Here is a 13,855-nt window from a genome sequence, read left to right on the forward strand (position 1 = left end):
ATGCGCTCTTTACTCCTATCCTTACGATCTGAATTTTATAAATCAAGAAAGACGCTTGCTTTTTGGGCTTCGATCCTACTTCCATTGTTGATTTGCGGCCTGATTACTTTTGGATTCCTCAGCAATGCAGAAAAAATCATCAAAATGCATTATCCGCCACAAGTGCTATGGATGAACTTTAGTGGAGGTGCCCTTGGTGTGATGGGCATGTTGATCCTTCCTTTTTATGTGATCTTCATGGCTTTCTCTGTCAACAATATTGAACATAAGAACGACACCTGGAAAACCCTCTTTGCACAACCACTCCATAAGTTTTCAATTTATGCAGCAAAGTATTTATATGCGGTGATACTGATCTTTATTTGTCTGTTCTTATTTGCACTGTTCACCGTCTTATTTGGCCATCTTTTACAAGCATTAAACAGTGGTTTTACGTTCAATGGATATTCGCCCGTCGCCTTTCTGTCAAAATTATATTTCAAGATGTTCCTTTCTTCCCTGGGCATACTCTCCTTACAGTTCATCATTAGCCTGATCTGGTCGGACTTTTTAAAGCCTATGGGGATTGGGTTTGTCGGGATCATTGCCGGAATTATTGTCGCCACCAAAGGATGGGAATATGCCTACCTTGTTCCTTACAGTCATCCTACGCTGGCTTTATCCATGAGCAAGTCTAAAAATATGGATCAACTGTTTAGTCAGGAGATCTACAGCAGCCTTATTTACGCCCTTATCTTCTTTATCGCCGGTTACTTTATCGTCGCCAGGAAGAGCATCAAATAGTTTTTAGTTTTAGTTAATAGTCAGAATGTGGCGGTCGGAGTACCGCCATTTTCTTTTTCCGGGGATTTGTAAATCACCTGAAGGTTTAACTTCCGATGTAAAAATATGATGAGGAAGATACAAGTAATTATCTTTTCATGTAAATTCAGGTATTAGTGAAGCATACCACTTACAAAAAGCAATGAACATGCTGATGATAGCTTCATAGCCATTAAAAAGACAAATATATTCTGATGAAAAAATTGACAATAACGGCATTGGCACTGTGCATCAGTGTTTCCTTATCTGCCCAGGAGAAGGTGGATATGAATATGGTACAAAAAATAAGGCAGGAAGGCCTTGAAAACTCAAAAGTGATGGACATTGCCTTTCAGATCACCGATGTGGCAGGGCCAAGGTTATCCAATTCTCCCGGTTTAAAACGCGCACAGGACTGGGCAGTGCGACAATTTACTTCCTGGGGATTAAAGAATGTACACCTGGAATCCTGGGGACAGTTTGGAAAGGGCTGGCAGATTGATAAATATTATGCGGCAACTACCCTTCCGTATTACCATGCGATCATTGGTGCACCTAAAGCATGGACACCCGGAACCAAAGGTGCGATTAAATCCGAAGTCATCCTCATCAAAGCAGACACCGTAACCGATCTTTTGCCTTACAAAGGGAAACTTGCCGGCAAGATCGTGATCTTCGATCAGGTGACCTTACAACCCTTACAAAACAGTTATAAGCCAGATGCAGTCAGGTATACCGATTCCGTGTTGTCTAAAATGGCAGAGGCAACCGCCTCGCCTCAGACACAACGCCCACGTACCGGAGCAGCCAACAATATGATGGCTCAAATGATGAAAATGCGGGAAGTACGTGCGGCCATGGCGAGCTTTATGCAACAGGAACAAGTTGGCCTGATCCTCAGTTATGCAAGAGGAAACCATGGAACCTTCTTTACCAGCAATGGTGCCTCTTATGCCCTCGATGCAAAACCGGTCTCTCCTGAGCTGGAAATCTCCGCAGAAGATTACCTCCACATGTTGCGCCTCCTACGGGCCGGAGAAAAGGTAGAAGTAGAAGCAGACATCAGGACTTCCTTCTACGATCAGGACCCTAAGGGATATAATGTGATTGCAGAAATTCCGGGAACGGATAAGAAATTAAAAGAAGAAATCGTGATGATCGGCGGACACTATGATTCCTGGCATTCGGCTACTGGTGCGACCGACAATGCTGCCGGAGCAGCAGTGATGATGGAAACCATGAGGATTTTAAAAACCATTAACTTTAAACCTAAACGGACCATCAGAATTGCCCTATGGAGTTCTGAAGAACAGGGTTTGTTTGGATCGAGAGGTTATGTGGCCCAACATTTTGGAGATCCAAAGACCATGATACTGACCAAAGATCATAAAAAGATCAGCGCCTATTATAATCTGGACAACGGAACAGGTGCGATCCGGGGAATTTATTTACAGGGAAACGCAGCAGCAGGACCAATATTCCAGGATTGGCTCAGTCCATTCCATGATCTGGGTGCAAAAACAGTAACACTTAGCAATACCGGAGGGACGGATCACCAGGCATTTGATGCCGTAGGTATTCCCGGCTTCCAGTTTATTCAGGATCCAATGGACTACAATACCCGGACCCACCATAGCAATCAGGATACATTTGACCGCTTAGCGGAAGAAGATTTAAAAAGAGCCGCAACCATCGTTGCCTCTTTCGTTTACCATACTTCCGAACGCAAAGAGCTAATTCCAAGAAAAGAATTGCCAAAGGCGCCTGAGGCACCAAAGCAGTAAGGCAATAACGCATCCTGTAAACAAAGAAACCTCCGCTAATCCGGGGGTTTTTTTGTTTTGGCTGATTTGGTTACATTAAAATATTTTTATTAAAAAACTTTGAAAACTAAAATATTAGTTTTAAGTTTATACTAAGGTTTTAGTTATAGTACTATTGACGAATAGTTATGATCCTTAAACCAATTAAAAAAACCGGTTAATACGATAAAAGATGGACATTAAAGATTTAACAAAAGCAGAAGAACAATTGATGCAGATTCTATGGCAAATAGAAAAGGGATTTGTAAAAGACGTGATGGATTTTCTACCAGAGCCAAAGCCTGCCTATAACACGGTATCTACGATTATCAGGATTCTGGAAGTAAAGGGTTTTATCGGGCACGAGGCTTTCGGAAAATCGCATCAGTACTTTCCGCTCATCAGCAGGGAAGATTACAAACGCCATGCTACGGAAAAGTTGCTAGGCAACTATTTTGAGAATTCTGTGGAAAGCATGTTTTCCTTTTTTGTTAAGGAGGAAAAACTTGACCTGAGCGATGTAGATGAAATTTTAAAAATGATTAACAAAATTAAAAACAGACCGAGATGAGTTGGGCACATTATATCCTGCAGGCCAATATATACCTGGTATTATTCTATGGCTTTTATAAATTATTTTTAGCTAAGGAGACCTATTTTATCCTGAACAGGATATACCTGATCTCTGCGGGAATATGTTCACTATCGATCCCATTTTTAAGGTTCGAATGGTTTGGTAAGCAGGCTGTGGCGACACCCATCTATATCGGTGTTGGTCAGTTAAATGAACTCATCACACAAGTTAGCATCGCATCGGATGCTCCGGAAAAGTTAAGTTCCGGCAACGTCATCGTGATGATCTATTTGACTGGTCTGATGATTTTCGGTCTCCTGTTCCTCTATAAATTGTTCAAGGTCCGACGTTTGCTTAAACAGGAGCACGTGGGAAATGCTTTTTCTTTTTTCAGAAAGAAAAGAATTGATGAAAACCTGCCGGAAGTTCAGACCATCGACAGGCATGAGGAGATTCACATTCGTCAATTGCATACGCTGGACGTGCTGTTCTTTGAATTGTTAGGCATTTTCACCTGGTTCAATCCCATCATTTATTTTTATAAGCATACCATTAAAAACATTCACGAGTACCTGGCAGATGAGGAAGCTGCTAAATTTCAGGGCGACAAAGAGCAATATGCCTTGCTCCTTTTAAGCAGAGCTTTTGGCATTGCCCCAAATAGCCTTACCAATACTTTCTTTAATAAATCACTGATAAAAAAGAGAATATTTATGCTTCATAAACAAAGATCAAAAAAGACCGCTGTACTAAAATACGGCTTGTTTTTACCTCTTTTTGCCATCACGCTGGTCATGTCGTCTGCCACTATCCGCAGCAACGAAAAGATCATAGCAGTAACAGAAGAGATTCCATTAAATACCCCTTTGAACGTCGTGAAAGAAGTCATATCTGCACCTATAGAGATTGCGGTATCGAATTTGAAGAGCAAAGAGGTTAAATCACAAAACGTAACTGACCCAGCCTGGGAAGGTTTTTACAACTACCTTAAACGCGGCATCAGATATCCGGCAGAAGCTTACAACACCGACCTTCAGGGGAACAGTCAGATTAAATTTAGTCTGAAAGACGGGCATATTGGATCGATCAGCGTCGTCAACAAACTGGGTTCAGGATTTGAAACCGAGATCATGAGGATCGTGTTGAGCTACAGGGATTTCAAAAGCAGCCAGGATGGCCACTATGCATTGCCTGTTTCCTTTATCCTATCCGGAGCTACCAGTCCTAAAAGGAATCCGAAATTAAGTCCGGTAAATGGATACAAGAGCCTTAGCAAAATCACGGTTATGGGTTATAAATCTGAGCCGGTAAATGCGAATGCCACTTCTTTGAACCAAATTCAGACAGATCCAAATGATGTTAAAATTTATGACTTTGTTTCCATCGACAAACAACCAGGATTTCCCGGAGGAATGGACAAATTCTATTACTATCTAAAACAGGCCGTCAGTTATCCGGCAGAGGCCCGGGACAAGAACGTGCAGGGTAAAGTGTTTCTATCCTTTACCGTAGAGAAAAACGGTGACCTTGCAGACATTAAGGTAGAAAGGAAGCTTGGGGCAGGAACGGATGAAGAAGCCGTAAGGGTCTTGAAGGAATCACCGAAGTGGATTCCAGGCATTTACCAAGGAAAAACGGTCAGGGTAAAATACAACATTCCAATTAATTTCACCTTAACAAGTGATCCTCCTGCCGGCAATAAAACGGGTAAAGTAATCGGGCTGAGCGTTACAGAGGGTACAGATAAAAAGCTGAAATTTACAGGCCTCGGTACTGGTAAAGATCCATTGGTCATCTTAGATGGTAAGAAATATGAGCTCGACCTAAATCAAATCAATCCAAACAACATCGCCTCCATCGAAATCTTAAAAGACGCATCAGCGACTACGCTTTATGGTACCGCAGCTTTAAACGGTGCCATTTTAATCACCACAAAAACCGCTTTACAAGCGAAACAGAAAGTAGACAAAAAAGACTAAAGACAATACCCCCAAATTCCCCCTAATGCACGAAAGCCCAGCTAAATAGCCGGGCTTTCGTGTTAAATACCCTTGTCTCGTTAGCTAAATTTATTAAATATCTTCCTCAGATACAAATTTTGCAGACAAATAATCTCTATTCATACGTGCAATGTTCTCTAAAGAAATTCCTTTAGGGCATTCCGCTTCACAAGCACCCGTATTGGTACAATTTCCAAATCCTTCCGCATCCATCTGCGCCACCATAGTTTGAACCCTGCGGTAACGTTCAGGCTGTCCCTGAGGCAATTGCGCCAACTGAGAAACTTTTGCAGAAACGAATAACATGGCCGAAGCATTTTTACAGGTTGCCACACAAGCACCGCAACCGATACATGCTGCAGCTTCGAAAGCTGAATCCGCCTGTACTTTTGGAATAGGCAGGTTGTTGGCGTCCTGTGCATTTCCTGTATTCACAGAAATAAAGCCTCCAGCCGCAATAACTCTGTCGAACGCAGACCTATCTACCGTTAAATCTTTAATTACCGGAAAAGCCTTTGCTCTCCATGGTTCCACAACGATGGTATCTCCATCTTTAAAGGAACGCATGTGTAACTGGCAGGTTGTAATTCCTTCTTTTGGTCCGTGAGGTCTGCCGTTGATAAACATCGAACAGGCGCCACAAATCCCCTCTCTACAATCGTGATCAAACACAACCGGCTCATCACCCTTAGAAATTAGCTCTTCGTTCAATACATCAAACATTTCTAAGAAGGACATATCAGGAGAAATGTCTGATAGTTTATAATCCACCAAACCACCTTTGGCTTTTGTATTTTTTTGACGCCAGATTTTCAGCGTTAAATTCATATTTCCTGTACTCATGATATTGAGATTTTAGTACTTAGCTATTATTTATAACTTCTTTGTGCAACCTTGATGTTTTCAAATTTCAGCTCTTCTTTATGCAGCTCAAATTTAACACCTTCTTTGAACTCCCATGCCGCAACGTAAGCATAGTTTTCATCATCGCGCATCGCTTCACCTTCTTCAGTTTGATATTCTTCCCTGAAGTGACCACCGCAAGATTCGTTTCTGTTCAACGCATCGATACACATCAATTCTCCCAGCTCAATAAAGTCGGCCACACGACCTGCTTTTTCCAGCTCAGGATTGAACTCATTGGCTTCTCCCGGTACACGAACATCGCTCCAGAAATCTTTACGCAACTGCTGAATTTCTGCGATCGCTTCGGTTAAGCCTTTTGCATTACGTGCCATTCCACATTTTTCCCACATGATCTTTCCTAATTTCTTATGGAAATAATCAACGGTTTTAGTTCCTTTAACCGCAAAGAATTTATCAATAATTCCTCTCGCACTAGCCTCTGCTTCTACAAACGCCGGGTGATCCTGAGGGATTGGTTTTGTGGCCAGTTCCTTAGATAAGTAAGCACCGATAGTATAAGGGATTACAAAGTAACCATCCGCTAAACCTTGCATTAAAGCAGAAGCTCCTAAACGGTTAGCACCGTGATCAGAGAAGTTTGCCTCTCCTAAAGCGTATAAGCCCGGAACGGTTGTCATTAAGTTATAATCTACCCATAATCCACCCATGGTATAGTGAACCGCAGGATAAATACGCATTGGCAGTTCATAAGGATCTTCTCCCGTGATCTGCGCGTACATATCAAAAAGGTTACCATATTTTTCCTTAATCACCTCACGGCCTAAGCGCATGCAGGTTTCTTTATCAGGGTTATGGATATTCTGAACACTGGCTTCAATACGGCCATAACGCTCTGTATTGGCTTTAAAATCAAGATAAACCGCTAATTTAGATTTACCTACCCCATAACCTGCATCACAACGCTCTTTAGCAGCTCTGGAAGCCACATCACGTGGTACAAGGTTACCGAAAGCAGGATATCTGCGTTCTAAATAATAATCTCTTTCATCTTCAGGAATCTCTGAAGCTTTACGTGTATCATCTTTCTTTTTAGGCACCCAGATTCTTCCGTCATTACGCAACGACTCAGACATCAGGGTTAATTTACTTTGGTGATCACCTGAAACAGGGATACAGGTAGGGTGAATCTGCGTATAGCAAGGGTTACCAAAGAAAGCGCCTTTTTTATGTGCTTTCCAAGCTGCAGTTACGTTACTGCCCATTGCATTTGTAGAAAGGTAGAATACGTTACCGTAACCACCAGTACACAACAATACCGCATGTCCTGAATGACGCTCTAATTCACCTGTCAGCAGGTTACGGGCAATAATACCACGGGCCTTGCCATCCACTACCACTACTTCAAGCATTTCATGGCGGGTAAACATTTCTACCTTACCCATTCCTACCTGACGCTCCAAAGCGCTATATGCACCTAAAAGCAATTGCTGGCCCGTTTGACCGGCAGCATAAAAAGTTCTTTGAACCTGTGTACCACCAAAGGAACGGTTGTCTAATAAACCACCATATTCCCTTGCCAAAGGCACACCTTGTGCCACACACTGATCTATAATATTTGCACTTACTTCTGCCAAACGGTGAACGTTGGCTTCACGTGCGCGGTAATCACCACCTTTTATCGTATCATAGAATAGACGGTAAGTACTGTCACCATCATTCTGATAGTTTTTCGCTGCATTAATCCCACCCTGAGCTGCGATAGAGTGCGCTCTTCTCGGGGAATCCTGAAAGCAAAAACATTTAACTTTATAGCCCATCTCCGCCAGGGTTGCCGCTGCCGAAGCACCTGCCAATCCCGAACCCACTACAATAATTTCGATGCTTCTTTTATTTGCCGGGTTAACCAATGGCATAGAAGACCTTAATTTGGTCCATTTATCCGTTAATTCGCCTTCCGGTATATTTGCATTTAATTCAGCCATTTTATTTAAGCTTTATACGTTCAAAAATTATTTAATAAGACCTGCATAAATTGCTACAGGCATAGCTGCAAATAGTATTGCGATGATAATTGAATACCAGATACCAAATGCTTTGATGAGTGGAGTATATTTTTTGTGATTCCATCCCAGCGTCTGGAAAGCAGAAGCAAAACCATGTAATAAGTGGTAAGCCAGAGAAACCATTGCCAATACATATAAAATCACTACCCAAAGGGTTTGAAATCTTGCCACCATCACTGCAAAAAGATTTTCGTGTCCTGCTGAGTCAACTGTAGGAATTCCTGTAAAACGGGAAACTACCCAGAAATCAGATAAGTGTACAATTAAGAAGATCAATAAGATCGTTCCCAATAGTCCCATTGACCTCGAGTACCATTTGCTGTTTGCAGCACCATTAGTTACCGCATATTTCACCGGACGTGCAGCCTGATTTTGAAAAACCAAACGTAAACCCTGAATAATGTGCGCCAATAAGCCTGCCATCAAGACCACTTCCATGGCTCTGATCAGCCAATTGGTAGCCATAAAATGAGCACCCACATTGAAGGTTAAACCACCGTCATTCACGAAGATCAAAGCATTTATAAAGCAATGAACCGCGAGAAATGAAATAAGAAACAGGCCGGTAATACCCATTATTAGTTTTTTTCCTATAGACGAGGAAAAAGCGTTTCCGAAACTAGCCATTTGATTGTATTTTAGTTCTATTCCTGCAAAAGTATTTAATAAAAGAATTAATTTGTTAATCATTGTCATAAAATAACGACAATCGAGCTATTTAGAAACGTTCTAAATTTTACAGAGCGATGACAAGTGAAAATTCAAAAACCTACCGGACTGAATAAAAAAACGGGAGGCAGTAAAACCGCCTCCCGTTTAAGAATAAAATCGGAATGATACCTTTTTAGAAAGTAAAAGTATAGTTTCCGTTCGGGCCAACACCAGAGATGGTTGTCATTCCATTTTTTGAAGTAGGCAATGCTGCCTCTACATCTTTAGCACTATTTACAGGCTTACCATTTACGGTAGTGACCAATAAACCTTTAGGAAGATCCATAGAATCGAATACTTTTCCTGGCTCAATACTAGTTACGACTACACCGTTCTTTGCACCGTATTTGGCTTTCACCTGTGCAGAAGCCGGCGCAAAAGCAGCGCCTAATTTGCTGATCGTTGTACCCGTTGATTTTGCCGCAGGTGTTGCTTTGGCAAGGTTTACACTGGCATCTCCTTTAAGGGTAACATTTAAGTCCTTTAAAGCACCATTTCTCAATACGGTCAGCTGCACTTTATCACCAGGACTCATACGGCCAATTTTTTCCTGTAAATCCGGAGAATCGTAGATCGTTACACCATCTACTTTTTTAATGATATCTCCTTTTTGGATTCCTGCAGCAGCGCCGCCACCATTAGGCAATACGTCACTTACATACAGTCCGTTTATATCTTTAATTTTCAATTCTTCTGCATAATCCGCATCAAGAGGTCTGAAATTCACACCAATATAACCACGTTTCACCGCGCCATATTTTCTAAAATCTTCCAGGATCTTTTTCGCCAGATTTACCGGAATAGCAAAACCATAACCTTCATTCGTACCTGTCTGAGATGCGATAGCCGCATTAATTCCGATCAGTTCTCCGTTTGCATTTACCAATGCCCCCCCACTGTTTCCAGGGTTAATTGCCGCATCCGTCTGAATGAAAGCTTCAATACTGTTATTGGTGCGTTCAGGTGCTTTACCAGTTCTGCGGTATTCATCATATTCTTCTTCCGTCAGCTGACCTTGTTGTCTGGCCAAGATACCGATGCTTCTTGCTTTTGCACTTACAATTCCTGCAGTTACCGTAGTCTGAAGATCAAGCGGGAAGCCTACTGCCAATACCCATTCCCCGATCTGAACATTGTCTGAATTTCCCATTTTCACGATCGGAAGATTTGTTTCTTCTACTTTGATCAGGGCAAGATCTGTGTTTGGGTCTTTTCCAATTACTTTTGCCATTACCTTACGACGGTCAGACAGGATCACCTCGATTTTATCTGCATTGTCCACCACATGGTTATTTGTTACGATATATCCATCAGGCGTAAGAATTACACCGGATCCTGATGCCGCTCTTGGTGCACGCGGCATTCTACGGCCACCACCACCAAAAAACTCTTCGAACATATCCATTGGTGAGCCACCTCCACCTCTTTCGCTGCCGGAGCTGCTGCCATAAGAAGTCTTAATGTGCACCACTGCCGGCGACACTACGGAAGCCGCCTGTACAAAATCGACCGCTCCTGTAGAAGATATTTTTACGGGATTGTTAGCAAAAAGCACATTTTGTTTCTCCGCTAATGTCATCCCATCGTTGTTGCGCTCTAACAGTTTGTAAGCGCCAATCGCAGCCGCACCACCTATAAATGCGGCTAACACTATCAATCCGATTCTTTTCATTTGTATTTTTCTTTTTTAATTGTTTCAAAAGCAATCCAGGGTGCCTTAACTCCTTAAAGCAAAGCTGGCATGGATTATGATTTATTCGTTTTACTCGTTAAGAACTAATTCTTTTGTTTCAATTACTCAAATTTAATACCATATAAACGATATTTGCATAAGTAACAGGCTGTGAATACTGTTAAAAAATGTTAAATGACAAGCACCAACATCTCATGAAGATCCACTTTTTCAAATACCAGGGCGCAGGCAACGACTTTATCTTAATAGACAATCGTGATCAATCCTTTAAATATACGGGTAATAATACGGTCCTGCAACTCTGTAACAGGCGTTTTGGGATTGGTGCAGATGGATTAATGCTCCTGCAGAACCATAAAGATTACGACTTTGAGATGCTTTATTTCAATGCAGATGGCAACCTCGGCAGTATGTGTGGAAATGGCGGCAGGTGTATCGTTGCCTTTGCCAAACATTTGGGAATAATTGACACAGAAACTAATTTTTTGGCAGTTGATGGCCCTCATTATGCCAAAATTTCAGAAAAAGGCGACTGGGTTGACCTGCAAATGATTGATATTGATCACATTGGAAACGATGGAACTGCTTATGTGTTAAATACCGGATCACCACATTATGTGCAACAGGTAAACGGATTAGCAGCATTGGATGTATACCAGGAAGGTAAGGCCATCCGCAATAACGCGACCTATAAAGCCGAAGGAATTAACGTGAATTTCGTAGAGGAACAGGGAGATCACCTTTTTGTCCGCACTTTTGAACGTGGCGTGGAAGATGAGACTTATGCCTGTGGCACAGGAGTTACTGCTGTGGCCTTATCAATGGCACAACACAAACATCAGCAAGGGCACATTAAAACACCTGTTAAAGTATTAGGTGGAGACCTTCGAATTGAGTTTGACTATGATGGCAGCCAGTTTAGAAATGTATTTCTATGTGGCCCCGCAGCACAGGTTTTCCAGGGAGAGACTGAGGTCTGACTTATTCTCCCTCAGCAAGGTACGCCGCCAGTCCGATCTTGATCTCCCCAAAACTATAGTCTCTGCCCAGGTGTTCCCGGATCGGGTTCATCTGCATCGTCTTTAGTTCCCGGATCGTTTTCATAATTTTATCGAGCTTTTTTGCGCCAATGATGTCTTTGGCTGAAATCTCTTGTTTGGCCACATAATGCGCCAGGTGCCCTTCTATAGTACCGATCACCATTTTGCGGTCTCTCGCAATTTCAGCGATCGTTTTACCTTCTTTGTGCAGCTCCAGAGAGAGTTCTTTGGTATCAACTTTAGGTGCTTTTTCTTTAACAACCGTTGTTTTAGATTTCGTAGACTTTGTTTTCTTGGCTGTAAAGTCCAGCTTACCCGGAACAGCAAAAACCTTTTCCATCACTGCCGCCCGTTCTGCCTGACTCAATAAAGCATTCACATCTTTTTTTGTAAACTCGCTTCCATTGATCGTCGCACTCAGCAAGGCCGTCGCTTTACGTATTTTCTTAAACTGATCGTAAAACAGCGCTTCCATTTCCAGCAATTCGGTGAGATAAGCAGTCACCTGTTTGTCCTGTTTCACCAGCTCCATACGCTCAAAAATGCGTTTGGAAAACCCGACCAATAAGGGATTAAAATAGTTCTCTGCAGCAACGGTCCGTTCCAGCAATGCAGCCATCCCCGCTTCCGTTTTCACCTCGTACATCCTTTGTATCTGAGTTAAAAACTTACTTGCATTTACTTTCACCTCTGTCAGGTCTTTGAGCAACTGCCCGGCCCATTTTACGTGTTTCTGTTTTGCGGATTTATTGATGTCTTTGGTATACGAATGCACATGTTCGTATACATAATTATCCAGTGGAGCAAGGTCAAAACATTGCAACAGGTAAGACCTCAGAAAGACATCGCTTTCTGTTCTGATTTGTGTCGCCAGATTCTCCTGGCTTTCTTTCGTTTTAGAGAAGAAAGAAACATTTTGATCCTGCCGGATGCCAGATCCTGAGATCTGGGAAGTTAAAATCAGTCCATCCAGGGAACGCAAACGGGAAAGGGCTACATAAATCTGTCCCGGTGCAAAAGCACTTCCAATATCAATGATTGCGCGGTCAAAGGTCAGCCCCTGGCTTTTATGCACCGTAATTGCCCAAGCCAGTTTTAAAGGATATTGGGTAAAAGTTCCTACCAGTTCCTCTTCAATTTCGCCGGTTACCTTATCTGTAGTATACTTAATGTTTTTCCAGGTATACTTTTCAAGTACAATCTTTTCTCTCGTCCCTTCGGTCTCTACCTCAATGGTATCGGTTCTCAGTGAGGTAACCACTGCAATCTTTCCATTAAAAAAGCGCTGTTCACCTGTAGGGTCATTTTTTATAAACATCACCTGCGCCCCAACTTTAAGCTCCAGAATCTGTTCAGCAGGATAAGCATATTCACTGAAATCATCTTCAATTTTAGCCACATACAAAAAAGAAGGAGACTTCAATTCCTCCAGACTCTGCCTGTTTAAGGTATCTGCTTTATTATTGTGTGTGGTAAGGGTAATGTATTTATCATTAATGGAGGGTTTAAAATCCGCCTTATAATATTTATCCAGCAGTGCAACATCCTGCGCCGTCACCTCATTATTTCTCAGGTTATTCAGCAGGTTGATGAACACTTCATCGGCCTGTCTGTAGATCTTTTCCAGTTCAATATAAATTGGCGGATTGTTCTGAAGCGCAAGCGCATCAAAGAAATAAGCACTGTTATAAAACTGACCCAACAAATTCCATTCCGTAGATTTTACTACCGGAGGCAGCTGATGTAAATCGCCGATAAACAGCACCTGTACCCCTCCAAAGCTTGCGGTATTGTTTCTCCGGATATAGCGCAACACCATATCAATGGCATCCAGAAGGTCTGCGCGAAGCATACTCACCTCATCAATGATCAGCAATTCCATATCTGTCAGCACCTTTCTTTTGGTTGCTGTCATGTTTAAATGGCGGGCAATAGATTTCGGAGTATTGTATTGCTGGTTATAGTGGTCTCCATCTGCGGCAGGAGCTTTAGGCAGATAAGTTCCAAAAGGAAGCTGGAAAAGAGAATGGATGGTCACTCCTGCTGCGTTGATCGCGGCAATGCCTGTAGGTGCTGCGATGACCGCCTTTTTATGCGTCAGTTCAATTAAATTCCGCAGAAAAGTCGTCTTTCCTGTTCCGGCCTTTCCCGTCAGAAAGATATGCTTAGAAGTATAATTTACGAATTTGGCAGCGAGCTCGGCAGGGTTTTGTTCAGACATATTGTAAGCATCAATTAAAAATAAACCATCTTCAAATTGGTGTTTACAAAGATACTAAGAATGCTGCTAATTAATAAACCCTA

The 13,855-nt window shown here is 42.2% G+C and carries 10 protein-coding genes; 5 read left to right on the forward strand and 5 right to left on the reverse strand.

The features are described from left to right. From AAFF35_RS27855 to AAFF35_RS27870, 4 genes are all read left to right on the forward strand, one after another. The gene (locus AAFF35_RS27855) at positions 1–783 is read left to right on the forward strand and encodes an ABC transporter permease (protein ID WP_342329731.1); all 783 of its coding nucleotides are present in this window, start codon (positions 1–3) and stop codon (positions 781–783) included. A 233-nt stretch (positions 784–1,016) separates the two neighbouring features. Beyond that, a complete protein-coding gene (locus AAFF35_RS27860; protein ID WP_342329732.1) occupies positions 1,017–2,585 on the forward strand; it encodes a M20/M25/M40 family metallo-hydrolase in 1,569 nt (522 codons plus the stop codon). 211 nt (positions 2,586–2,796) lie between these two features. Then, complete coding sequence (locus AAFF35_RS27865; RefSeq protein ID WP_069379337.1) at positions 2,797–3,174, forward strand: BlaI/MecI/CopY family transcriptional regulator; 378 nt, start codon at positions 2,797–2,799, stop codon at positions 3,172–3,174. Next, positions 3,171–5,156, forward strand: coding sequence for a TonB family protein (locus AAFF35_RS27870; RefSeq protein ID WP_342329733.1), 1,986 nt, complete (start codon positions 3,171–3,173; stop codon positions 5,154–5,156). The genes AAFF35_RS27865 and AAFF35_RS27870 overlap by 4 nt, the downstream gene beginning before the upstream one ends. A gap of 93 nt (positions 5,157–5,249) precedes the next feature. On the opposite strand, the gene AAFF35_RS27875 is transcribed toward AAFF35_RS27870, so the two are convergent. The 4 genes from AAFF35_RS27875 to AAFF35_RS27890 form a co-directional block, all read right to left on the reverse strand. After that, positions 5,250–6,020 carry a succinate dehydrogenase/fumarate reductase iron-sulfur subunit gene (locus tag AAFF35_RS27875; protein ID WP_342329734.1) on the reverse strand — a complete coding sequence of 257 codons (771 nt, stop codon included), beginning with the start codon at positions 6,018–6,020 and terminating at the stop codon, positions 5,250–5,252. A 26-nt stretch (positions 6,021–6,046) separates the two neighbouring features. Next, complete coding sequence (locus AAFF35_RS27880; RefSeq protein ID WP_342329735.1) at positions 6,047–8,026, reverse strand: fumarate reductase/succinate dehydrogenase flavoprotein subunit; 1,980 nt, start codon at positions 8,024–8,026, stop codon at positions 6,047–6,049. A gap of 27 nt (positions 8,027–8,053) precedes the next feature. Beyond that, entirely contained in the window at positions 8,054–8,797 is a 744-nt protein-coding gene (locus tag AAFF35_RS27885; protein WP_342329736.1) for a succinate dehydrogenase cytochrome b subunit, read from the reverse strand. Between the two features lie 154 nt (positions 8,798–8,951). Further along, positions 8,952–10,490: a trypsin-like peptidase domain-containing protein gene (locus tag AAFF35_RS27890; RefSeq protein WP_342329737.1), complete on the reverse strand. Its 1,539-nt coding sequence runs from the start codon at positions 10,488–10,490 to the stop codon at positions 8,952–8,954. A gap of 215 nt (positions 10,491–10,705) precedes the next feature. On the opposite strand from AAFF35_RS27890, the gene dapF reads away from it, so the two are divergent. Next, positions 10,706–11,491 (forward strand): diaminopimelate epimerase, encoded by a 786-nt coding sequence (gene dapF, locus AAFF35_RS27895; protein ID WP_342329738.1) that lies wholly within the window; start codon positions 10,706–10,708, stop codon positions 11,489–11,491. 1 nt (position 11,492) lies between these two features. Here the strand turns inward: dapF and AAFF35_RS27900 are convergent, their stop codons facing one another. Continuing rightward, the gene (locus AAFF35_RS27900; RefSeq protein WP_342329739.1) at positions 11,493–13,772 is read right to left on the reverse strand and encodes a helix-turn-helix domain-containing protein; all 2,280 of its coding nucleotides are present in this window, start codon (positions 13,770–13,772) and stop codon (positions 11,493–11,495) included. Positions 13,773–13,855: the final 83 nt, after the last annotated feature.

Source organism: Pedobacter sp. FW305-3-2-15-E-R2A2 (assembly GCF_038446955.1).
GTDB lineage: Bacteria > Bacteroidota > Bacteroidia > Sphingobacteriales > Sphingobacteriaceae > Pedobacter.